Source organism: Streptomyces sp. NPDC023838 (genome assembly GCF_040639555.1).
Lineage (GTDB): Bacteria > Actinomycetota > Actinomycetes > Streptomycetales > Streptomycetaceae > Streptomyces.
Genome location: NZ_JBFAAD010000003.1, coordinates 245,843 through 267,741 on the forward strand (window position 1 = coordinate 245,843; position 21,899 = coordinate 267,741).

Sequence of the window (21,899 nt, forward strand, 5' to 3'; positions counted from 1 at the left end):
GACGGGCGACGCGTGGCCGAGGCGGCAGATTCTCAGGGGATGGGCCCCTCACCTGCCCGCCGGTGGCTGCGCCGCACAGCGGCGCTGCTCGTCGGCGCCCCCCTGATCGCCGGTCTGCTCTCCGGCACGGCCGCCACCACGGCGGCCCACGCCACCGGGGCGGCCGCACCAGAGAAGGCGCAGCCGGTCTCCCGCACCGTCCAGGTGACGCTCGACTCGATGAGTCCCAGCGCCCCCGTCAAGAGCGACACGCTGACGATCTCCGGCACGGTCACCAACACGGGCAGGCAAGCCGTCACGGCCGCCCACGTGGGCCTGCGGGTGGGCCAGCGGCTCACCAGCCGGACCGCGATCGACGACGCCTCCCAGCGCAGCGGCTACTCGCAGAGCCTGGACCCGGCCGAGGTCGGCGACCCGTACACGGTCAAGTTCCCGAAGCTCGCGCCCGGGATCAGCCGGGACTTCACGCTCTCCGTGCCGGTGAGCAAGCTGGGACTGGACGGCGACGGCGTCTACCCGCTCGGCGTCTCCCTGTCCGGGCAGACGGCGAACCAGCAGTACGAGCAGGTCATGGGCATTCAGCGGACCCTCCTGCCGTGGCAGCCCGAGGCCGTCGACGGCAAGAAGTCGCAGCTCACCTATATGTGGCCGCTGATGTCGTCGACCCATCTCACCGCGCAGACGGGCTCGGACGAGCAGCAGACCCCGGTCTTCGCCGACGACGCGCTGGCCGCGGAGCTGGCACCCGGCGGCCGACTGGAGCAGATGGTCTCGCTGGGCAGCCAGCTGCCGGTGACCTGGGTGATCGACCCGGATCTGCTCGCCACCGTCGACGCGATGACCCGCAACTACCGGGTCAAGTCCGGCGACACCGATGTGCCCGGCACCAACCAGGACGTGGCCAAGCAGTGGCTGGGCCGGCTCGAGGACGCGGTGCAGGGCCAGAAGGTCGTCGCACTGCCGTTCGCCGACCCGGACCTGGCCTCGCTCGCCCACCGCGGCAAGGAGGTCTCCGGCTCGCTGAGCCATCTGCAGGGCGCCACCGAGGTGGCCGAGAAGACCGTGGAGACCATCCTCCACGTGACGCCCTCGGTCGACTTCGCCTGGCCGGTGGAGGGCGCGGTTGACCCCTCGATCGTCGACGTCGCCACCTCGGCGGGCGCCCACAACGTGATCGCCCGCAGCGACAGCCTCCGCGAGACCGGCGGCCTCACGTACTCGCCGTCGGCCGCCCGGCCGATCGGTGGCGGCACCACGGCCGTGGTCTCCGACGCCCGGCTCTCGACGGCGTTCGAGGGCGACATGTCCAGGTCCGGGAACGCCACGCTGGCCGTCCAGGAGTTCCTGGCCCAGACGCTGGCGATCACGCTCCAGGAACCCGAGAGGCAGCGCAGCATCGTCGTCGCGCCGCAGCGGATGCCGTCCGCCAGCCAGGCCCAGACGATGGCGGGCGCCGTCCGCGCCCTGAGCGCGCAGCGCTGGACCACGCCGCTCGACCTGCCGGCGGCCGCCACGGCCAAGCCGGACGCGCGCGCCACCGCCCGGGTGCCCGCCTCCTCCTCGTACCCCGGATCGCTGCGCAGGCAGGAACTGCCGGTACAGGCGTTCCAGGACATGAAGAGCACCCAGGGCACCCTGGACAAGTTCCGGGTCATCCTGACCGCCCCCGACCGCGTCGTCACGCCCTTCGGCAACGCCATCAGCCGCGAGATGTCGACGTCCTGGCGCGGCGACCGCGAAGGGGCCGTGATCTACCGGGCCGGGGTGCAGAGCTATCTGGACGGCCTCACCGGCGAGGTGCGGCTGATCCAGAAGTCCACGGCCACCATGTCGGGGCGCAGCGCCACCCTCGCGGTCACTGTGCAGAACCAGCTGGTCCAGCCCGTGGGCAACCTGGTGCTGCGGCTGGAGCCGAGCAACCCCTCCCGCCTCAAGGTGACCACCAACGAGGCCGCGAACGGCGGACAGCCGGTCAAGATCGACGGCGGACACAGCCAGTCGGTGAAGTTCACCGCCACGGCGAACGCCAACGGCCCGGTTCAGGTGACCGCCCGGCTCTACACGCAGGACGGGACCCCGTACGGCGATCCGATGGAATTCACGGTCAAGGTCTCCGAGATCACCCCGACCGTGATGCTGGTGATCGCCGGCGGCGTCCTGTTGCTCGTCCTCGCGGGCATCAGGATGTACACCCAGCGCAAGCGGTCGACGGCCCGGAAGGAGACCGGCGAGGGCGACGGAGCGGAGGCCGACGGCGGCGACGATCCCGGGCAGCCGAGTGACCCGACACCGGACACCGGTCCGGAAAGCGGGGCCTCGCCCGGCACGGGTGAGAAAGTGGAGCATTGAGCTATCGCTATGCACCGTGGCCGGCCAGGCCGGGGACGATGAGGTGGGGTAACCATGAACGCGCCGTACGACGGTGACCGCGGGCAGGGCGCGGGCGGCGGCTCCGCGTCGTCCGGGAACACGCCCCCGGTGCCTCCCTACGCCGAGCAGGTGCCGCCGCAGCAGCCCGCGCCGGACCCGTACTTCCAGGACGCCTACGGCCACGATCCGTACCGGGCGCAGGACCCGTATGCCCAGGACCCGGTGACCGAGGCGCTGTACGACCGCGCCGCGCACCCGCCGCCGCCCCCGGGCACCTACGCCGAGCCGCAGCCGCTCTACCAGCAGCCGCCCGCGCAGCAGTACGCGCCGGACCCCCGGATCTGGGCCCAGACCCCGCCGCCGGAGCCGGACGGCCCTTCGCGCCACCTGCCGTACGGCGACACCGCGGGCACCACGCAGTTCGTGGGCATCGACGACCTGGTCACGCAGGCGGGCGAGGAGCCGCCCGAGCAGGACGCCTTCGCGTACCTCTACCGCGACCAGCAGGGGTCCGGCCCGGCGTCGGCTTCCCCGGAGCCCGAGCCGCTGCCCGCCACGCCGCAGCCGAAGTCCGGCGGCCGCGCCTCCGGGCTGCTCAAGTCGAGCGCCGTGATGGCCGCGGGCACGCTCGTGTCGCGCCTGACCGGCTTCGTCCGCAGCCTGGTGATCACCGCCGCGCTGGGCACGCAGGTACTGGGTGACACCTACACCGTGGCGTACACCCTGCCGACGATGATCTACATCCTCACCGTCGGCGGAGGCCTCAACTCGGTCTTCGTCCCGCAGCTGGTGCGGTCCATGAAGGACGACGAGGACGGCGGCGAGGCGTACGCCAACCGGCTGCTGACCCTCGTCATGGTGGCGCTCGGCGCCATCGTCGCCCTCGTGGTGCTCGCGGCCCCGCTGCTGATCAAGCTGATGTCGAGCACCATCTCGGACGACACGGCCGCCAACAGCGTCGCCGTCTCCTTCGCCCGCTACTGCCTGCCCACCATCTTTTTCATGGGCCTGCACGTGGTGCTGGGGCAGATCCTCAACGCCCGCGGCAAGTTCGGCGCGATGATGTGGACGCCGGTCCTCAACAACATCGTCATGATCGGCACGTTCGGCCTGTTCATCTGGGTGTACGGCACGTCGGCCGAGTCGAAGATGGGTGTGCAGACGATCCCGCCGGACGGCATCCGCCTCCTGGGGATCGGCACCCTGCTGGGCCTCGTCGTGCAGGCGCTGGCGATGATCCCGTACCTGCGCGAGACCGGCTTCCGGTTCCGGCCGCGGTTCGACTGGAAGGGCCACGGCCTCGGCAAGACGGTCAAGCTCGCCAAGTGGACTGTGATGTTCGTCCTCGCCAACCAGGCCGGCGTGCTCGTCGTCACCCAGCTCGCCACGGCCGCCGGAAAGGCCTCGGGGGCCCACGGGGCGGGCTTCCTCGCCTACTCCAACGCGCAGCTGATCTGGGGCATGCCGCAGGCCATCATCACCGTCTCGGTAATGGCGGCCCTGCTGCCGCGCATCTCCCGGGCCGCCCACGACAACGACCCGGGCGCGGTCCGCGACGACATCTCGCAGGGCCTGCGCAACTCGGCGGTCGCGATCGTCCCGGTCGCCTTCATGTTCCTCGCGCTCGGCGTCCCGATGTGCACCCTGCTGTACGTCAGCAGCGGCGTGGAGGCCGGCCGGTCCATGGGCTTCATCCTCATGGCGTTCGCGCTGGGGCTGATCCCGTACTCGGTCCAGTACGTCGTCCTGCGCGGCTTCTACGCGTACGAGGACACGCGCACGCCCTTCTACAACACGGTCATCGTGGCCGCGGTGAACGCCGCCGTCTCGGCCGCCTGCTATGCGATCCTGCCCGCCCAGTGGGCAGTCGTGGGGATGGCGGGCGCCTACGGTCTGGCCTACGCGGTCGGCGTCGGGGTGGCCTGGCGGCGGCTGCGCAACCGGCTGGGCGGAGACCTGGACGGCGCGCGGGTGCTGCGTACGTACGCGAGGCTGTCCCTGGCGGCCGTGCCGGCGGCCGCGATCGGCGGCGCGCTGGGATTCGTCATCCTCAAGGAGCTCGGCCAGGGGGCGCTCGGCTCGCTGGTCGCCCTCGTGGTGGGCGGGACCGTGCTGCTCGGCATCTTCTTCCTCGCGGCGAAGAAAATGCGGATCGAGGAGCTCAACTCCATGGTCGGAATGGTGCGGGGACGGCTCGGACGCTGAGTCCGTTCTCCCGCGCACAACCATCGTCCGCCGCCGTGTGTCGTGCATAGCGCCGGACTGTGGGCACAATTGGCATGACTTTGCATGGCTGGCCGACAGCACGCAACGGATGGGGAGGCAGGAACGACGGTGGCGGAACGTAGCACGGCTGCCGTCGACGTGGCCGACAACAGCGGCGACAACCCGCTGACCGCCAAGGCGGACGGGGCCACGACCGACGGGGTGGCGGAATCCATCGACACGGCAGACACGGCGGAACAGGGCGCCGGCGACACGGGCGGTGAACGGAAGCCCGCCGAACCCTCCATCGCCACACCGGAGCTGCACAGCGGCCACAAGCTCGCCAGACGCTATCGACTCGAAGAGTGCGTCACCCGTCTGGACGGTTTCAGCAGCTGGCGTGCGGTCGACGAGAAGCTCCGTCGCGCCGTCGGGGTCCATCTGCTCCCGGCGGACCACCCGCGGGCGCGTTCCGTGCTGGCGGCCGCCCGCTCGTCCGCGCTTCTGGGGGACCCGCGCTTCGTCCAGGTCCTGGACGCGGTGGAGGAGAACGACCTCGTCTACGTGGTCCACGAGTGGCTGCCGGACGCCACCGAGCTGACCGCGCTGCTGGCCTCCGGCCCGCTGGAGGCGCACGACGCCTACCAGCTGGTCACGCAGGTCTCCCAGGCCATGGCGGCGGCCCACCGCGAGGGCCTCGCGCACCTGCGGCTGACCCCTGGCGCGGTCCTGCGGACCTCCTCGGGGCAGTACCGCATCCGCGGGCTCGCGGTGAACGCCGCCCTGCGCGGCATCACGTCCGACACCCCGCAGCGGACCGACACGGAGGCGATCGGCGCGCTGCTGTACGCCTCGCTGACCCAGCGCTGGCCGTACGACAGCGATGCCTACGGCCTGCACGGGCTGCCCAAGGGCGTCGGCCTGATCGCTCCCGACCAGGTGCGCGCGGGGGTCCACCGCGGCCTGTCCGAGCTCACCATGCGGGCGCTCGCCAACGACGGCGCCACCGCGTCCCGCCAGGAGCCGGCCTGCACCACGCCGGACGAGCTGGTCAAGGCCGTCTCGGCGATGCCGCGGATCCGTCCGCCGGAGCCCGCGTTCACCGCGCCGCCCGAGTACCAGCGCACCACCTACCAGCAGGGCACCTACGGCCGCCCGCCCGCGGGGCCGCACCCGGCGGTCACCCAGGTCGTGCCGGCCCCGCCGCCCGCGCTCCAGGGCCGTACCGGCAAGGCGATCAAGTGGGCCGTGTCGGCGCTGCTGATCGCCGCACTCGGCCTGGGCAGCTGGCAGCTCGCGGACTCGCTCCTGGGCCACGACAAGGGCTCCGGCGAGTCCGGGACGTCCCAGCAGCCGAACAAGAGCGACGGCGACAAGCCCAAGGCGCCGAAGCCGCTGCGGATCCAGAGCGCCGAGGAGTACGCCCCGGACGGCAAGCCGCAGAACGCCAAGGACGTGGGCAACACGTATGACGGCAACACCTCCACGTACTGGCGCTCCAAGAGCTACGTGGACGGCCCCAAGCTCGCCCCCTTCAAGCAGGGTGTGGGCATCGTCTACGACCTCGGGTCCGAGAAGGACGTGTCGGCGGCGTCGATAGCGCTCCGGTACGGCGGCAACCACACGACGCTGGCGCTGTACGCGGCGGACTCCATGTCGCCGAGCACGCCGATCACCTCGATGAAGCAGATCGCGAGCACGACGACGAGCAGCGCCTCGGCCGATCTCAAGGCGAAGAAGCCGGTGAAGACCCGCTATGTCGTCCTGTGGCTCACCGCGGCGCCCTACGCTGCCGCCGACGAATTCAGCGACCCCGGTTACAAGCAGGCCATAACGGACGTGAAGTTCACCGGCTGATCCGGAAGGTCCGACAGGAAGATCCGACAGCACGGGGAGGGGGCTCACCGTTGGACGACGCCACATACGGCGGCGCGAGCGACCAGGACCTTCTGGCCCGCCATGTCGGCGGTGACCCCGACGCCTTCGGCGAGCTCGTCCGGCGCCACCGGGACAGACTCTGGGCGGTCGCTCTGCGGACGCTGGGCGACCGCGAGGAGGCCGCCGACGCCGTCCAGGACGCGCTGGTGTCGGCCTATCGGGCCGCGCACACCTTCCGCGGCCAGTCGGCTGTCACGACGTGGCTGCACCGCATCACCGTGAACGCCTGCCTCGACCGGGCCCGCAAGGCGGCGTCCCGCAAGACCTCGCCGGTCGACGACGCGGAGCGCCTGGAGCTGCTCCTGGAGCCCCACGAGTCGGCCGAGGCCCCGGCGGAGCGCCAGGACCTCCACCGGCAGCTGGTGAAGGCGCTGGCGACGCTCCCGGCCGACCAGCGCGCCGCCCTGGTCCTGGTCGACATGCAGGCCTATCCGGTGGCGGAGGCGGCGGAGATCCTCGACGTGCCGGTGGGAACCGTCAAGAGCCGCTGCGCCCGGGGCCGGGCGCGGCTGCAACCCCTGCTCGTTCACCTCCGTGGCGATACGGGCGATACCGGGGATAGCCAGGAGCGCGGTGGGGGAAGGAACCGGACGCCGGGGACATCCGTCCCACCTGCGTCGGGACCAAGGGACGCAGGACCGAATGATCCTGCTGCTGTGAAGGGCGGAGGTGGGCGCACGTGACATCCACGGCCGACATGACTCAGCACCCGGACGTCTCGGAGATCTCCGACCTCCACGAGGGCCTGCTACCCCCCTCCCGTACGGCCGACGTACGCCGGCACCTGGACGGATGCGACCTCTGCGCGGACGTCCACGCCTCTCTGACGGAGATCCGCGAGCTGCTCGGCACTCTGCCCGGGCCGCCGCGCATGCCCGCCGACATCGCGGGCCGGATCGACGCGGCGCTGGCCGCCGAGGCCCTCCTCGACGCCACGGCGCCCACCGAAATGCCGGTACCCGTCGGGGCGACCGCGGTTTCGGTCACGACGGGAGCCCCCGTCAGCGCCGAGACGGCCGACGACGCGGCGGATGTTTCACGTGAAACATCGCTCGGATCCGCCCCGGTCGACGCTCCCATGGCAGACCGCCCGGCCGGGCGCCCCAGGGCGGCCACCGGGCCGGGCCGCTCCCGTAGCCGTCGGCGTCGCCGCACGGCCGTGTTCGGAGCTGTCTTCGGCGCCGCGGCGATCGGGGTGGGCGCCTTCCTGGTGCAGACGCTCCAGACGTCCGACAACACCCACGCCAAGCCCGACACCGCGACCGGCCAGGCTCCGGGCTCCGTCTTCTCCGAAGCCTCCCTCGCCGGGCAGGTGCGGACCCTGCTGTCCTCCCGTCCCGCCCAGGAGAGCGCCGGGATCTCGCCGTCCGGCAAGAAGCCGGACCTCGGCGTCACGTCCAACTCCCCGAAGCTGCGCTCCGACGTCTCCGTGCCGCCGTGTATCGAAGCAGGCACCGGCCGGGCCTCGCAGGCCCCGCTCGCCGCCGAAACCGGCGAATACCAGGGGACCCGTGTGTACCTCGTTGTTCTTCCGCACTCCACGGACCCCTCGCAGGTCCAGGCGTACGTCGTCGACGCGGCCTGCGAGACCGGCGCGCCCGACAGCAAGGGCAAGCTGCTGCTGACCCACGCCTATCCCGGTCGGTGAGGCTCCCCGGGAATGCTCGCCCCGTAGGATCCGTTGGGTGGGGTGAGAGTCCTGGACCGGGCCCCGGCAGGCAGTACGCAGTCCGCAGAGACGAGGAAGAAACCCGTGAGCGACGTCCGTAACGTGATCATCATTGGCTCCGGGCCGGCCGGTTACACGGCTGCGCTCTACACCGCGCGTGCGTCGCTTCAGCCGCTGGTGTTCGAGGGCGCCGTCACCGCCGGCGGCGCGCTGATGAACACCACCGAGGTGGAGAACTTCCCCGGCTTCCGTGACGGCATCATGGGCCCCGACCTCATGGACAACATGCGGGCGCAGGCCGAGCGCTTCGGCGCCGAGCTGGTCCCGGACGACGTCGTGGCCGTCGACCTCAGCGGTGAGATCAAGACCGTCACGGACACCGCAGGCACCGTCCACCGCGCCAAGGCCGTGATCGTCACCACCGGCTCCCAGCACCGCAAGCTCGGGCTGCCGAACGAGGACAAGCTCTCCGGACGCGGTGTCTCCTGGTGCGCCACCTGCGACGGGTTCTTCTTCAAGGACCAGGACATCGCCGTGATCGGCGGCGGCGACACCGCGATGGAGGAGGCGACCTTCCTCTCGCGCTTCGCCAAGTCGGTCACCATCGTGCACCGCCGGGACAGCCTGCGCGCCTCCAAGGCGATGCAGGAGCGCGCCTTCGCCGACCCGAAGATCAAGTTCGCCTGGGACAGCGAGGTCGCCGAGATCCACGGCGACCAGAAGCTCTCCGCTCTGACCCTGCGCAACACCAAGACCGGCGAGACCTCCGAGCTGGCGGTGACCGGCCTCTTCATCGCCGTGGGCCACGACCCGCGCACCGAACTCTTCAAGGGCCAGCTCGACCTGGACGACGAGGGCTACCTCAAGGTCGCCGCACCTTCCACCCGCACCAACCTGACCGGTGTCTTCGGCGCCGGTGACGTGGTGGACCACACCTACCGCCAGGCGATCACCGCCGCCGGTACGGGCTGCTCCGCCGCTCTCGACGCCGAGCGCTTCCTGGCCGCGCTCGCCGACGACGAGAAGGCCGCCGCGGCCGCCGTCTGAACCATCTGACTTCCCTCCCCTCACCCACACCCGCAAGGAGGCTGCCGTGGCCGGCACCCTGAAGAACGTGACCGATGCCGACTTCGACGAGGTCGTCCTCAAGAGCGACAAGCCCGTACTGGTGGACTTCTGGGCGGCGTGGTGCGGCCCGTGCCGCCAGATCGCCCCGTCCCTGGAGGCCATCGCGGCGGAGCACGGCGACCAGATCGAGATCGTCAAGCTCAACATCGACGAGAACCCGGCCACTGCCGCGAAGTACGGCGTGATGTCCATCCCGACCCTCAACGTCTACCAGGGTGGCGAGGTGGCCAAGACCATCGTCGGCGCCAAGCCGAAGGCCGCTCTCCTGCGCGACCTCGACGGTTTCATCGGCGCGTAAGTCAGATGCGTTGTTTCACGTGAAACAACGCGCACGGGCCCGGTCCCCATCAGGGGGCCGGGCCCGTTCGTCTTTCCGGGCGCCGGATGCCGTGGCGTTCCACGAGCGCCGCGATGTTCTACAGCGGCCGTAGGGCGGGCTCCTTCTGGACGGCTCCCAGCAGCCGGTCCAGGGCCAGCTCCACGTCTTCCTTCCAGGAGAGCGTCGTCCTCAGCTCCAACCGCATCCGGGGATACCGGGGATGCGGCCGTACGGTCTTGAAGCCCACCGCCAGCAGATGGTCGGCGGGCAGTACACACGCGGGCTCGCGCCAACGGGCGTCCCCGAACGCCTCGATGGCCTTGAAGCCCCGGCGCAGCAGGTCCTTGGCGACGGTCTGCACCATCACTCGCCCCAGCCCCTGGCCCTGATATCCGGGCATGATCCACGCGGTTATCAGCTGCACCGCGTCGGGCGAGACCGGGCTGGTGGGGAAGGCCGTGGAACGCGGCACATACGCGGGCGGGGCGTAGAGGACGAAGCCCACCGGCACATCGTCGACGTAGACGACCCGGCCGCAGGAGCCCCACTCCAGGAGCACGGCCGAGATCCAGGCTTCCTTTTCGAGTTCGGGCGTCCCCGCCTTTATCGCGGCCTCTCCGCTGACCGGGTCAAGTTCCCAGAAGACACAGGCGCGGCAGCGCTTGGGAAGGTCCGGAAGGTTGTCCAGCGTGAGCGGTACAAGCCGACGCCCCATGAAGGCTGTTCCTCGCTTCCCTCGCCTGCCGCCCCGTGGGCGGATGCCAGTGCACTCCGTTCCCGGAGAAGGCTGCCGACGAAGCCACCGAACGCCCCGAGGCCCAGCCCCGCTGTCACCAGTCGGGTACGGCTCACCGTACGCATGGCTCCCCGCCCTCCCTCCGAAGTGGCCCAAGGTGGATGTGCCATACCAGAACGCATCGTATCCACCCAACGCCGGTGCGGATACCGCACAACAGCAAAGGGCGGGCTGTGTTCCTGTATGCATCGGAACACAGCCCGCCCCTCACGACAACTGCCCTGGCTCAGAAGGTGGGCAGGTCACCGGCTCAGGCTTCGTCGCCCTCCTCGGACTCCTCGGCGAGGCCCTTGGTCAGGACCCGCCCCTCGCCCGGGGCGAGGGTGCCGAGGATCCGCTCAAGATCGTCCATCGACGCGAACTCGACGACGATCTTTCCCTTCTTCTGGCCGAGGTCGACCTTCACCCGTGTCTCGAAGCGGTCCGAGAGGCGGGAGGCCAGATCGGTGAGCGCGGGCGCCAACCGGGTCCCGGCTCGCGGGCTCTTCGCCTTGGCGGTGCTCTTGGGCTCCGAGTTCAGCAGGGTCACGATCTCTTCGACCGCCCGCACCGACAGCCCCTCGGCCACGATGCGGTGCGCCAGCCGGTCCTGCTCGTCCGAATCGTCGACGGAGAGCAGGGCCCGGGCGTGGCCCGCCGAGAGGACCCCGGCCGCCACCCTGCGCTGAACCCGCGGCGAGAGCCGCAGCAGGCGCAGGGTATTGGAGACCTGCGGGCGCGACCGGCCGATGCGGTCCGCCAGCTGGTCGTGCGTGCACTCGAAGTCCCTCAGCAACTGGTCGTACGCCGCCGCCTCTTCCAGCGGGTTCAGCTGGGAGCGGTGCAGGTTCTCCAGGAGTGCGTCCAGGAGCAGCTTGTCGTCGTCCGTGTCTCGCACGATCGAGGGGATCCGCTCCAGGCCGGCCTCGCGGCAGGCCCGCCAGCGCCGCTCGCCCATGATGAGCTCGAAGCGCTCGGGCGTCAGCTGGCGTACGACGACGGGCTGGAGCAGCCCGACTTCCTTGATGGAGGTAACGAGCTCGGCGAGGGCGTCCTCGTCGAACACCTCACGCGGCTGGCGCGGGTTGGGCGTGATCGAGTCCAGCGGCAGTTCCGCGAAGTACGCCCCTGCGGGCGCTTTCAACTGCGGTACCGAAGGCTCGGGCGCCTGGACCGGCACCGATGTTTCACGTGAAACGGAAGGCGCCGCCAGCGTGGCCACCTTCGCCGCAGCGACCCCGCGCTCCGCGGTCAGCAGCGGGACCGCCGCCGGGGACGTGGAAGCCGTCCCCACCGAAGGCGTGGGCTGCTTCTCCTGCGGGGCTGCGGGGATCAGCGCACCGAGCCCCCGCCCCAGACCTCTACGTCGCTCACTCACTGGATCCCCTCCGACATGCTGTGCTGGTTGTTCTGACTGCCCACGGGGATGTGCGTCGGGTCGTAGTTGATGCCAACCCCGCGCAGTGCGATCTCGCGGGCGGCTTCGAGATACGAGAGCGAGCCGCTGGAGCCCGGGTCATAGGTGAGCACCGTCTGGCCGTAGCTCGGAGCCTCCGAGATACGGACCGATCGCGGGATGCTCGTCCGCAGGACCTCGTGGCCGAAGTGGCTGCGCACCTCGTCGGCCACCTGGGAGGCGAGCCTGGTCCTGCCGTCGTACATGGTGAGCAGGATCGTGGAGACGTGCAGGGTGGGGTTGAGATGCCCCCGCACCAGGTCGACGTTCCGCAGCAGCTGACCCAGGCCCTCCAGCGCGTAGTACTCGCACTGGATCGGGATCAGGACTTCGGCACCGGCGACGAGCGCGTTGACGGTGAGGAGTCCCAGCGACGGCGGGCAGTCAATCAGGATGTAATCCAGCGGCTGCTCGTACGCCTGGATGGCGCGCTGCAGACGGCTCTCCCGCGCCACCAGGGACACCAGCTCGATCTCCGCGCCGGCCAGGTCGATCGTGGCCGGGGCACAGAAGAGGCCCTCCACGTCCCGGACCGGCTGCACGACCTCGGAGAGCGGTCTGCTCTCCACCAGGACGTCATAGATCGAGGGGACCTCGGCGTGGTGGTCTATCCCCAGCGCGGTGGAGGCGTTGCCCTGCGGGTCGAGGTCGACCACCAGCACGCGGGCGCCGTGCAGCGCCAGGGAGGCGGCGAGATTGACCGTGGTTGTGGTCTTTCCCACGCCGCCCTTCTGGTTGGCGACCACCATGATGCGTGTCTGGTCAGGCCGGGGCAGACCCTCGCCGGCACGGCCGAGAGCTTCCACCGCCAGCTGGGCAGCACGACCGATGGGGGTGTCGTCCATCGGGGGCGGTGTTTCACGTGAAACATCCTCCCCCGCCGACTCGGTACGGGGACCGGGGACCGGATCGGTCATCGGTCCCGCGATGTTGGCGTCGGACCGCAAGGATTCACTCTCCTCGACTTCAGGCTCGCAATGCACAGAGCCTGCCATGCTTTCGGGGTCGTGAACCAGCGAGGCCCGTTCTTCTGTGGATGAATCCACCTCTGTGGACAACTCCGTAGCCCGTGAAGGGGACTCCAAGGCCCCGCCCAAGGGCTTGCGGTCGCGCGGCGCGGCGTTACGGCCGCGGCTGATGATTCCATGCAGCAGAGAGCGACGTTTCACGTGAAACACGATGCACGCGCCCTGCGGTCAGATCGTTACGACACTCCGAAATGCGTACGTATCGCGCCTTCTATGGAGCATCCGCCCCTCGGCGGGCCCTGCGGGTCAGCGGCGGCGCCTGGTACGGCCGGTCCTGGCTGCCTTGGCGCGCTTGGCGGCGAACCTCACACCGCCCGGGCTCTCCCCGACCTCGACCCGCACCACCGTGGACAGCGGGTCCACGATGCCCTCACCGACGTGCAGCACTGAGGTGTTCACCACACCGAGCTTGCTCAGCGCGGCCCGCGCACCCAGGAGCTCCTCCTCGGCGGTGTCGCCCTTGAGCGCCAGCATCTCGCCGTAGGGGCGCAGCAGGGGCACACCCCACCCGGCCAGCCGGTCCAGCGGGGCCACCGCGCGAGCCGTGACCACATGCACCGGCTGCACCTTGCCCAGCATCTCCTCGGCCCGGCCGCGCACCACGGTCACATGGTCCAGGCCCAGCAGCTCCACGACTTCCTGGAGGAAATTGGTGCGCCGCAGCAGCGGCTCAAGGAGCGTGATCTTCAGATCCGGGCGCACCAGCGCCAGCGGGATACCGGGCAGACCGGCGCCGGAGCCGACATCGCAGACCGTGACGCCCTCGGGGACGACCTCGGAGAGCACGGCGCAATTGAGCAGGTGGCGCTCCCAGAGGCGAGGCACCTCACGCGGACCGATCAGGCCGCGCTTGACTCCCGCGTCCGCGAGCAGCTCGGCGTACCGGACGGCTTCCGGGAAGTACTCGCCGAATACCGCGCGAGCCTCTTCGGGCGCCTGGGGAAGCTCTGCTGCTGCCTCCGTCACGGGGGACCGTCCTTCCGTACCGCGCTTCCCGCGCTGGGGTGGCTGACTATCAGGCTGACAAAGATCGGCCCCGTCTGCGAACAGACGGGGCCGAGAAAGCGATGGACCGCTCAGGCGGGGAGCACGACGACGAAGCGCTGCGGCTCCTCGCCCTCGGACTCACTGCGCAGACCGGCGGCGGCGACCGCGTCGTGCACGACCTTGCGCTCGAACGGGGTCATGGGCTGGAGCTTCACCGGCTGGCCGGAGCTCTTGACCTCGTCCGCGGTCTTGGCACCCAGCTCGGACAGTTCCGTGCGCTTCTTGGCCCGGAAGCCCGCGATGTCCAGCATCAGGCGGCTGCGGTCGCCGGTCTCCCGGTGCACAGCCAGGCGCGTCAGCTCCTGGAGCGCCTCCAGCACCTCACCGTCACGGCCGACGAGCTTCTGCAGGTCACGGCTGCCGGCGTCGCTGATGATGGAGACCGCGGCACGGTCCGCCTCGACATCCATGTCGATGTCGCCGTCCAGGTCGGCGATGTCGAGCAGGCCCTCAAGGTAGTCGGCGGCGATCTCCCCCTCCTGTTCCAGGCGGGACAGGGTGTCGACACCCTCGGCGGCCGGGGTGGTGCCTTCCGTCACGGATGGACTCCTTCTTACTTCTTGGACGGGTGCTTGGGCCGCTGCTGACCCTTGCGCTGTCCGGACTGGGCCTTGCTGCGTGCGGTACCGGAGGCGGGCTTGCCCGCCGTCTTGGACTTGGCGTTCTGCGGCGCGTCCTGCTTCGCCGCGGTGTCCTCGTCCGCCGTGCCCTTGTCCAGCGAGGTCTTCGCCGGCTCCTCACCCTCGCCGCCACCCTGCGCGGCGGTCGCACCGGACTGGCGCTGGGCCTTGGTCAGGCGCTTGGGCTGCTGCCGCCTGGCCGCGCCGCTCTCCGCCTCGGCCACGGCGGTCTCGCTCTTCACCACGTTGCCGTCCGCCTGGGCCGCGTAGCCCTGCTTGGCCAGGCCGGTGATGAACTTGCGCTCGTTGTCGTTGCGGTCCGGGCCCTTGGCCACGATCGCCTGGACCACGGTGCGACGGCGCTTGCCGCGGACCTCGTTGTGGGCGGCGATGCTCTTGCTGAGCCGCTCCAGGTAGCTGGCCTGCGCCTTCGAGCCCGGCGTCGGGTTCTGGTTGATCACGTACATCTGCTGGCCCATGGTCCACACGTTGGTGGTCAGCCAGTAGACGAGGACACCGACGGGGAAGTTGATGCCCATCACGGCGAACATGACCGGGAAGACGTACATCAGCATCTTCTGCTGCTGCATGAACGGCGTCTTCACCGAGAGGTCCACGTTCTTCGTCATCAGCTGGCGCTGGGTGAAGAACTGCGAGGCGGACATCAGCACGATCATGATCGCGGTCACGACGCGGACGTCGGTCAGCGTGGCGCCCAGGCTCTCGACCTTGTGGGCGCTGTCCGTGAACTTGGCGGCCAGCGGGGCGCCCATGATGTGCGCCTTCTGGGCGCTCTCGAGCAGCGGCTGGTTGATGACGCCGATGGTCTTGCCGCTCGCGATGCCCGACAGCACGTGGTACAGCGCGAAGAAGAACGGCGACTGCGCCAGGATGGGAAGGCACGAGGAGAGCGGGTTGGTGCCCGTCTCCTTGTACAGCTTCATCATCTCTTCGGACTGACGCTGCTTGTCGCTCTTGTAGCGCTCCTGGATCGCCTTCATCTTCGGCTGGAGCGCCTGCATGTTCCGGGTCGACTTGATCTGCTTCACGAAGAGCGGGATCAGACAGATCCGGATCAGCACCACCAGGGACACGATGGACAGTCCCCAGGCCCAGCCCGTGTCCGGCCCGAAGATCGCGCCATACAACCGGTGGAACTGGACGATGACCCAGGAAACAGGCCAGGTGATAAAGCTGAACAGACTGGCAATCGTGTCCACTAATCAGGCTCCTTGAGCATTGGGCGAGGTCTCTGCGGCCGGGCTGGGCTCGGTCTCAGCGGCGGCGTGCCCGCCCTTGTCGCCGCGCCAGGCGTTGCGCAGCGCCTCGTGCCAACGAGGACGCTTGCGTTCGGGGACGTAGTCCACGCCGCCGGGCGACCACGGATTGCACCGCAGAATGCGCCAGGCGGTCAGTGCCGTGCCCTTCACCGCGCCATGCCGGTCAATGGCCGTGAATCCGTAGTGGGAACACGACGGGTAGTACCTGCAGACGGGCCCGAGCAGCGGGCTGATCGTCCACTGGTACAGCTTGATCAGGGCCAGCAGCGGGTACTTCATCGCGCACCCCCTCCCAGCAGCCGCTGAAGGGCGGCGTCCAGGTCTCGGGCCAGATGTGCATGATCGGCATCGCCCGCGCCGGGCAATGCTCGTACGACCACCAGGCTACCGGGGGGCAGCTGGGACAGCCGATCGCGCATCAGATGGCGAAGCCTGCGCTTCACCAGGTTGCGGACGACCGCCACACCCACGGCCTTGCTGACGACGAAACCCGCACGCGTCGGGGAAGCGCTCTCCCCAGGCGCGTGCGGGTCTTGTGCACCGCTACGTAGATGGACGACGAGGAGCGGGCGACCGGCCCGGCGTCCTCGGCGTACCGCGGTCGCGAAGTCTTCGCGCCGCCTCAGCCGATTCTCGGTAGGCAGCACGTCATGACCTGTATGCGATTAGGCGGACAGGCTCGCGCGGCCCTTGCCACGACGGTTCGCGAGGATGGCGCGGCCGGCACGGGTACGCATCCGCAGGCGGAAGCCGTGGGTCTTGGCGCGACGGCGGTTGTTCGGCTGGAAGGTGCGCTTGCTCACTCGGGGGCTCCAGAAATGATTCGGTGGTGGCGGGACATCGCCTGGCTGTCACCGTGCGCCCACGAGAAGCTCGCAATACACGAAGCTCGCAATACGCCCGAGTGCACCGCTTCACGATCACAGACCGTGATCTTTGCCCATCGGAGGCAGGCGGCAGCAGCCATCGACAACTCGACCTGGTTACGGTACGCGCGGCTACGCCATCCGGTCAAACCAGCCTCTTCACGGGGCCCACTGTGCACAGCCTGTGGACAACAACTTGAACCACGTCAGTCGCCGCGACTACCGTGGCTCGACCCCGACTCTTTTCCTTTCTGTCCTTGCCTGTCCTTCCATCCCGTCCCGAGAACCACACATTCGTGGGACCTGCGAGAGAGCGTGCCTTGTGGCTGACGTACCTGCCGATCTTGCCGCAGTGTGGCCACGAGTGCTGGAGCAGCTCCTCGGAGAGGGCCAGCAGGGCATCGAGCCCAAGGACAAGCAGTGGATCGAGCGCTGCCAGCCGCTCGCGCTGGTCGCCGACACCGCGCTGCTCGCCGTCCCCAACGAGTGGGGCAAGCGCGTCCTGGAGGGCCGCCTGGCCCCGCTGATCAGCGACACGCTCAGCCGTGAGTGCGGCCGCCCGATCCGGATCGCGATCACCGTCGACGACTCGGTGGGCGAGCCGCCCGGCGGCGGCCCGCAGTCCGCGCCGCCCCAGCAGCAGCCCCCGCGCTACCAGGACGACGCCTACGGCCGCCCGGCCGACGACGGCCTGCCGACCGTGCGCCCCGCCTACCCGGACTACCAGCAGCAGCGCCCCGAGCCCGGCGCCTGGCCGCGCGCCCAGGAGGACATGTCCTGGCAGCAGCCCCGCCTCGGCGGCTTCCAGGAGCGCGACCCGTACGCGACCGCCCGCCCGCAGCAGCCGCAGCACGACTACCGGCAGCCGCAGATGCCCGAGCGCCCGCAGTACGAGCAGCAGCCGCAGTCGTACGAGCAGCAGCGCCCGGATCGCCACGAGCGCCACGAGCTGCCCGAGCCGCAGTCCCAGCAGCACCAGCAGCACCACGGCGGCCCGCAGCCGGGCGGCGGCGCCCCGCGCCCGATGGGCGGCCCCTCGTCGTCCTCGGCGGCCCAGCCCGGCGGCCCGGGCGAGCCGCACGCGCGTCTCAACCCCAAGTACCTCTTCGACACGTTCGTCATCGGTTCCTCGAACCGGTTCGCGCACGCGGCGGCCGTAGCCGTCGCCGAGGCGCCGGCCAAGGCGTACAACCCGCTCTTCATCTACGGGGAGTCGGGTCTTGGCAAAACGCATCTGCTGCACGCCATCGGGCACTACGCCCGCAGCCTCTACCCCGGCACGCGCGTGCGCTACGTGAGCTCCGAGGAGTTCACCAACGAGTTCATCAACTCGATCCGCGACGGCAAGGGCGACACCTTCCGCAAGCGGTACCGGGACGTGGACATCCTCCTGGTCGACGACATCCAGTTCCTGGCGAGCAAGGAGTCGACACAGGAGGAGTTCTTCCACACCTTCAACACGCTCCACAACGCCAACAAGCAGATCGTGCTCTCCTCGGACCGGCCGCCCAAGCAGCTGATGACGCTCGAGGACCGGCTGCGGAACCGTTTCGAGTGGGGTCTGACCACCGATGTGCAGCCGCCGGAGCTGGAAACGCGCATCGCCATCCTCCGTAAGAAGGCGGTGCAGGAGCAGCTCAACGCCCCGCCGGAGGTGCTGGAGTTCATCGCGTCCCGGATCTCGCGGAACATCCGTGAGCTGGAGGGCGCGCTGATCCGGGTGACGGCGTTCGCGTCGCTCAACCGGCAGCCGGTCGACCTGGGGCTCACCGAGATCGTGCTGAAGGACCTGATCCCCGGCGGCGAGGACTCGGCGCCCGAGATCACGGCCGGCGCGATCATGGCGGCGACCGCCGACTACTTCGGGCTCACCGTCGAGGACCTGTGCGGATCCTCGCGCAGCCGGGTGCTGGTGACGGCCCGCCAGATCGCGATGTACCTGTGCCGCGAGCTCACCGACCTCTCGCTGCCGAAGATCGGGGCACAGTTCGGCGGCCGCGACCACACGACGGTGATGCACGCCGACCGCAAGATCCGCGCGCTCATGGCCGAGCGGCGCTCCATCTACAACCAGGTCACCGAGCTCACCAACCGCATCAAGAACGGCTGAGCGGAGCGCTCACAGAGCCTCTCAGGGCGTCCGGGACGACACGTCCCGGGCGCCCTTTCTGTTGCCCACAAGCCCGCGTACGGCCTCCTGTACCTCCCGTACGCCCTCGCCCAAGCCTCCGTACGGCGTCGTCCACGCCCTGTGTACGGCCCTGCGCGACCGGTCCGCACGGCCCGGCCCGGGCTCCCGGTGTTCGAATACGCGCCGGTCAGAGGGGGTTCTCCACAGATCCGGGCACTTTTCCCCGTCCACACCCTGGGGACTGTCCCGTTGTCCAGATTGCTTCCACAGGCCGACGCCCTGATACTCCATCACCCCAGGTCAGGTACTTGTGGATTTGTGCGCGAGCGTGCTCCACAGGCTGTGGACGAAATCTCTGTCCACAGCCTGTGGTCAAAGTTGTCCACCGGCGGCCCACAGGCTGGGGCATGTTGCCCACAGCTTCTCCACAGCGCTGTCCACTGTTCGGCAACGCAACACCCCCGATCACCGGGTCGAGTGAAAGCCGTCACACCAACGAGGCCGGTTGGGCTGTGGGGAACCTGGGTAAAGCTGGGGACAGCTCTGGGGAGAAGTGGGCCCTGCCTGTGCATCGGGTGTGCAGAACTTTCGGGCGTCCACAGAACCGGTGAGTTGTCCACGGGCTCCACCCACAGGCTCGGTGGACAAAAAAACGGGTCTGACCTGCGAAAACGGGGTTATCCACGGTTTCCACAGGCCCTACTACTACTCCCACTTAGAGTTAGCTGGGATTTCGCTTCGAAGTGGGGCCTGTGCACAACTCGGGCCCGGCGCCTCCCGGACCTCTCGCCACGACTTGACCCCGACTCGCACCGAGTGTCAGTGCCGTACGTCAGACTGGTCCCCGGCGATACAGCCGACGACGAAAGCCAGCAGGGCGAGCCAGCAACAGCAGGAGGCGGTTCCGGTGAAGATCCGGGTGGAGCGCGATGTTCTCGCGGAGGCGGTGGCGTGGGTGGCCCGCAGCCTCCCGGCCCGTCCGCCCGCGCCGGTGCTTGCGGGCCTTCTTCTGAAGGCGGAGGACGGCGCCCTCAGCTTCTCCAGCTTCGACTACGAGGTCTCGGCGCGGGTCTCGGTCGAGGCCGAGGTCGACGAGGACGGCACGGTGCTCGTCTCCGGCCGCCTGCTCGCAGACATCTGCCGCGCCCTGCCCAACCGCCCGGTGGAGATTTCCACAGACGGTGTACGGGCGACGGTGGTCTGTGGCTCCTCCCGCTTCACCCTCCACACCCTGCCTGTGGAGGAGTACCCGGCGCTGCCGCAGATGCCGACCGCGACCGGCACCGTTCCCGGTGAGGTCTTCGCCTCCGCCGCCGCCCAGGTGGCCATCGCCGCCGGGCGCGACGACACCCTGCCGGTGCTGACCGGCGTCCGGATCGAGATCGAGGGCGACACGGTCACCCTGGCCTCGACCGACCGCTACCGCTTCGCGGTCCGCGAGTTCCTGTGGAAGCCGGAGAACCCGGACGCCTCCGCCGTCGCCCTGGTGCCCGCCAAGACGCTCCTGGACACCGCCAAGGCCCTGACCAGCGGTGACACGGTCACCCTCGCCCTGTCGGGCTCCGGTGCCGGTGAGGGTCTGATCGGCTTCGAGGGCGCCGGCCGCCGCACCACCACCCGGCTGCTCGAAGGCGACCTGCCGAAGTACCGAACGCTGTTCCCCACCGAGTTCAACTCGGTCGCGGTGATCGAGACCGCGCCCTTCGTCGAGGCCGTCAAGCGCGTCTCCCTGGTCGCCGAGCGCAACACGCCGGTCCGCCTCAGCTTCGAGCAGGGCGTGCTCATCCTGGAGGCCGGTTCCAGCGACGACGCACAGGCTGTGGAAAGGGTGGACGCCCACCTGGAGGGCGACGACATCTCGATCGCCTTCAACCCGACCTTCCTGCTCGACGGCCTGAGCGCCATCGACTCGCCGGTCGCCCAGCTCTCCTTCACCACCTCGACCAAGCCGGCGCTGCTGAGCGGCAAGCCCGCGCTCGACGCCGAGGCGGACGACGCGTACAAGTACCTGATCATGCCGGTGCGGCTCTCCGGCTGACCACCCGGCTGACCTGGGCGGGACCGTGTTCGTCTGAGCGGCCGACCCCACAGGTGTGTGCCCGTGTCCGGGCGTAGTCTCGGACACGGGTACGAATGCCACAACGTCAAAGGATCATGTGATGGAGCTCGGTCTCGTCGGCCTCGGCAAGATGGGCGGCAACATGCGCGAGCGGATTCGCCGCGCAGGCCACACCGTCATCGGTTACGACCGCAACCCGGACGTCGCCGATGTCCACAGCCTCGAGGAGCTTGTGGGCAAGCTCAAGGGCCCGCGCGTGGTCTGGGTGATGGTCCCGGCCGGTGCCGCGACGCAGTCGACCATCGACGAGCTGGCTGAGCTGCTCTCCCCCGGCGACGTGGTCGTCGACGGCGGGAACTCGCGCTGGACCGACGACGAGAAGCACGCCGTCGAGTTGGGCCTCAAGGGCATCGGCTTCGTCGACTGCGGCGTCTCCGGTGGCGTCTGGGGCCTGGAGAACGGCTACGCGCTGATGTACGGCGGCGACGCCGAGAACGTGGCGAAGGTCCAGCCGGTCTTTGACGCGCTCAAGCCCGAGGGCGAGTTCGGCTCGGTCCACGCGGGCAAGGTCGGCGCCGGCCACTTCGCCAAGATGGTCCACAACGGCATCGAGTACGCGATGATGCAGGCCTACGCCGAGGGCTGGGAGCTCCTGGAGAAGGTCGACTCCGTCACCGACGTGCGCGAGGTCTTCCGCAGCTGGCAGGAGGGCACGGTCATCCGTTCCTGGCTGCTGGACCTGGCGGTCAACGCCCTCGACGAGGACGAGCACCTCGACCAGCTGCGTGGCTTCGCCGCGGACTCCGGCGAGGGCCGGTGGACCGTGGAGGCGGCCATCGACAACGCCGTTCCGCTGCCCGCGATCACCGCGTCGCTGTTCGCGCGGTTCGCGTCCCGGCAGGACGACTCCCCGCAGATGAAGATGATCGCGGCGCTGCGCAACCAGTTCGGCGGCCACGCGGTCGAGTCCAAGAAGTAATCCACAGGCTGTTGGCAGGGCCGGGGGAG

Annotated in this window: 19 protein-coding genes; 10 read left to right on the forward strand and 9 right to left on the reverse strand. The window is 69.6% G+C overall.

The window, feature by feature from the left end; genetic code table 11:
* The first annotated feature begins 12 nt into the window (after positions 1 to 12).
* The 7 genes from AB0G17_RS05415 to trxA all read left to right on the forward strand — a co-directional run bounded on the left by AB0G17_RS05415 (position 13) and on the right by trxA (position 9,608).
* Complete coding sequence (locus AB0G17_RS05415; protein ID WP_361375827.1) at positions 13 to 2,349, forward strand: DUF6049 family protein; 2,337 nt, start codon at positions 13 to 15, stop codon at positions 2,347 to 2,349.
* A 54-nt stretch (positions 2,350 to 2,403) separates the two neighbouring features.
* A complete protein-coding gene (gene murJ / locus AB0G17_RS05420) occupies positions 2,404 to 4,575 on the forward strand; it encodes a murein biosynthesis integral membrane protein MurJ (RefSeq protein WP_361375830.1) in 2,172 nt (723 codons plus the stop codon).
* A 129-nt stretch (positions 4,576 to 4,704) separates the two neighbouring features.
* Entirely contained in the window at positions 4,705 to 6,432 is a 1,728-nt protein-coding gene (locus AB0G17_RS05425) for a serine/threonine protein kinase (protein ID WP_361375833.1), read from the forward strand.
* A gap of 50 nt (positions 6,433 to 6,482) precedes the next feature.
* The gene (gene sigM, locus AB0G17_RS05430) at positions 6,483 to 7,196 is read left to right on the forward strand and encodes an RNA polymerase sigma factor SigM (protein WP_361375836.1); all 714 of its coding nucleotides are present in this window, start codon (positions 6,483 to 6,485) and stop codon (positions 7,194 to 7,196) included.
* Positions 7,193 to 8,161 (forward strand): hypothetical protein, encoded by a 969-nt coding sequence (locus AB0G17_RS05435; RefSeq protein ID WP_361375839.1) that lies wholly within the window; start codon positions 7,193 to 7,195, stop codon positions 8,159 to 8,161. Before sigM ends, AB0G17_RS05435 begins: the two co-directional genes overlap by 4 nt.
* Before the next feature lie 105 nt (positions 8,162 to 8,266).
* Complete coding sequence (gene trxB, locus AB0G17_RS05440) at positions 8,267 to 9,229, forward strand: thioredoxin-disulfide reductase (RefSeq protein ID WP_361375842.1); 963 nt, start codon at positions 8,267 to 8,269, stop codon at positions 9,227 to 9,229.
* 46 nt (positions 9,230 to 9,275) lie between these two features.
* Entirely contained in the window at positions 9,276 to 9,608 is a 333-nt protein-coding gene (gene trxA, locus AB0G17_RS05445) for a thioredoxin (protein ID WP_190092046.1), read from the forward strand.
* 118 nt (positions 9,609 to 9,726) lie between these two features.
* Here trxA and AB0G17_RS05450 read toward each other — a convergent pair whose 3' ends face one another.
* The 9 genes from AB0G17_RS05450 to rpmH all read right to left on the reverse strand — a co-directional run bounded on the left by AB0G17_RS05450 (position 9,727) and on the right by rpmH (position 16,638).
* Positions 9,727 to 10,344 carry a GNAT family N-acetyltransferase gene (locus AB0G17_RS05450; protein WP_361375846.1) on the reverse strand — a complete coding sequence of 206 codons (618 nt, stop codon included), beginning with the start codon at positions 10,342 to 10,344 and terminating at the stop codon, positions 9,727 to 9,729.
* 331 nt (positions 10,345 to 10,675) lie between these two features.
* Entirely contained in the window at positions 10,676 to 11,782 is a 1,107-nt protein-coding gene (locus AB0G17_RS05455; RefSeq protein ID WP_361375849.1) for a ParB/RepB/Spo0J family partition protein, read from the reverse strand.
* Positions 11,779 to 12,855: a ParA family protein gene (locus AB0G17_RS05460; protein ID WP_361375852.1), complete on the reverse strand. Its 1,077-nt coding sequence runs from the start codon at positions 12,853 to 12,855 to the stop codon at positions 11,779 to 11,781. The genes AB0G17_RS05455 and AB0G17_RS05460 overlap by 4 nt, the downstream gene beginning before the upstream one ends.
* A gap of 279 nt (positions 12,856 to 13,134) precedes the next feature.
* Entirely contained in the window at positions 13,135 to 13,854 is a 720-nt protein-coding gene (gene rsmG, locus AB0G17_RS05465) for a 16S rRNA (guanine(527)-N(7))-methyltransferase RsmG (RefSeq protein ID WP_361375855.1), read from the reverse strand.
* Between the two features lie 110 nt (positions 13,855 to 13,964).
* Entirely contained in the window at positions 13,965 to 14,474 is a 510-nt protein-coding gene (locus tag AB0G17_RS05470; protein ID WP_361375858.1) for a R3H domain-containing nucleic acid-binding protein, read from the reverse strand.
* Between the two features lie 14 nt (positions 14,475 to 14,488).
* Positions 14,489 to 15,775, reverse strand: coding sequence for a membrane protein insertase YidC (gene yidC, locus AB0G17_RS05475; RefSeq protein ID WP_361375861.1), 1,287 nt, complete (start codon positions 15,773 to 15,775; stop codon positions 14,489 to 14,491).
* A 3-nt stretch (positions 15,776 to 15,778) separates the two neighbouring features.
* On the reverse strand, positions 15,779 to 16,114 hold the full coding sequence (gene yidD / locus AB0G17_RS05480) for a membrane protein insertion efficiency factor YidD (RefSeq protein WP_361375864.1): 336 nt from the start codon (positions 16,112 to 16,114) through the stop codon (positions 15,779 to 15,781).
* Positions 16,111 to 16,482 (reverse strand): ribonuclease P protein component, encoded by a 372-nt coding sequence (rnpA, locus tag AB0G17_RS05485; protein WP_361375867.1) that lies wholly within the window; start codon positions 16,480 to 16,482, stop codon positions 16,111 to 16,113. Before rnpA ends, yidD begins: the two co-directional genes overlap by 4 nt.
* An 18-nt stretch (positions 16,483 to 16,500) precedes the next feature.
* Entirely contained in the window at positions 16,501 to 16,638 is a 138-nt protein-coding gene (gene rpmH / locus AB0G17_RS05490) for a 50S ribosomal protein L34 (protein ID WP_006381191.1), read from the reverse strand.
* Between the two features lie 385 nt (positions 16,639 to 17,023).
* On the opposite strand from rpmH, the gene dnaA reads away from it, so the two are divergent.
* From dnaA to gnd, 3 genes are all read left to right on the forward strand, one after another.
* Positions 17,024 to 18,811: a chromosomal replication initiator protein DnaA gene (gene dnaA, locus AB0G17_RS05495; RefSeq protein WP_361375870.1), complete on the forward strand. Its 1,788-nt coding sequence runs from the start codon at positions 17,024 to 17,026 to the stop codon at positions 18,809 to 18,811.
* Positions 18,812 to 19,739: 928 nt separating this feature from the next.
* Complete coding sequence (dnaN, locus tag AB0G17_RS05500; protein WP_361375873.1) at positions 19,740 to 20,870, forward strand: DNA polymerase III subunit beta; 1,131 nt, start codon at positions 19,740 to 19,742, stop codon at positions 20,868 to 20,870.
* A 121-nt stretch (positions 20,871 to 20,991) separates the two neighbouring features.
* A complete protein-coding gene (gene gnd / locus AB0G17_RS05505) occupies positions 20,992 to 21,870 on the forward strand; it encodes a phosphogluconate dehydrogenase (NAD(+)-dependent, decarboxylating) (RefSeq protein WP_067162137.1) in 879 nt (292 codons plus the stop codon).
* The last annotated feature ends 29 nt before the right edge of the window (positions 21,871 to 21,899 follow it).

What these genes read in the sequence shown, in the direction of transcription:
- AB0G17_RS05460 (WP_361375852.1), bottom strand. Translation starts at nt 12,855, where the DNA reads ATGGCAGGCTCTGTGCATTGCGAGCCTGAAGTCGAGGAGAGTGAATCC.
- gnd (WP_067162137.1), top strand. Translation starts at nt 20,992, where the DNA reads ATGGAGCTCGGTCTCGTCGGCCTCGGCAAGATGGGCGGCAACATGCGC.
- AB0G17_RS05450 (WP_361375846.1), bottom strand. Translation starts at nt 10,344, where the DNA reads ATGGGGCGTCGGCTTGTACCGCTCACGCTGGACAACCTTCCGGACCTT.
- yidD (WP_361375864.1), bottom strand. Translation starts at nt 16,114, where the DNA reads ATGAAGTACCCGCTGCTGGCCCTGATCAAGCTGTACCAGTGGACGATC.
- murJ (WP_361375830.1), top strand. Translation starts at nt 2,404, where the DNA reads ATGAACGCGCCGTACGACGGTGACCGCGGGCAGGGCGCGGGCGGCGGC.